Origin of the sequence: Acidovorax sp. ACV01 (assembly GCF_014851495.1) — a bacterium.
GTDB classification, from domain to species: Bacteria; Pseudomonadota; Gammaproteobacteria; order Burkholderiales; family Burkholderiaceae_C; genus Acidovorax; species Acidovorax radicis.
In genome coordinates this window covers 1-255 of sequence record NZ_JACUZT010000029.1, presented here as the reverse complement: position 1 = coordinate 255, position 255 = coordinate 1, and the positions used below count along the sequence as shown (strand labels likewise).

Here is a 255-nt window from a genome sequence, read left to right as displayed (position 1 = left end):
ACATGGTCTCGATATTGCCCACGCCATCCTTGAAGCCCACCAGGTTCGGGCAGCGATCGGCCAGGATGGCCAGGGAATCGGCCGTCAGCTTGGTGCGGTCGCGGTTGTAGACGATCACACCAAACTTTACGCTCTTGCAGACCGCAGCCACATGCTCGATCAAACCCTCTTGGCCCGCTTCGGTCAGGTAGTGGGGCAACAGCAGGATGCCGTGGGCGCCCAGGCGCTCGGCCTCCTGGGCATGGGCGATGGCGG

General features: G+C 63.5%; 1 protein-coding gene. It reads right to left on the bottom strand.

Translation table 11 applies throughout. The features are described 5' to 3' along the window. Positions 1 to 255, bottom strand: a 255-nt coding sequence (locus IB243_RS27005) for a dihydrodipicolinate synthase family protein (RefSeq protein ID WP_192430118.1), incomplete at both ends; no start/stop codon positions are given.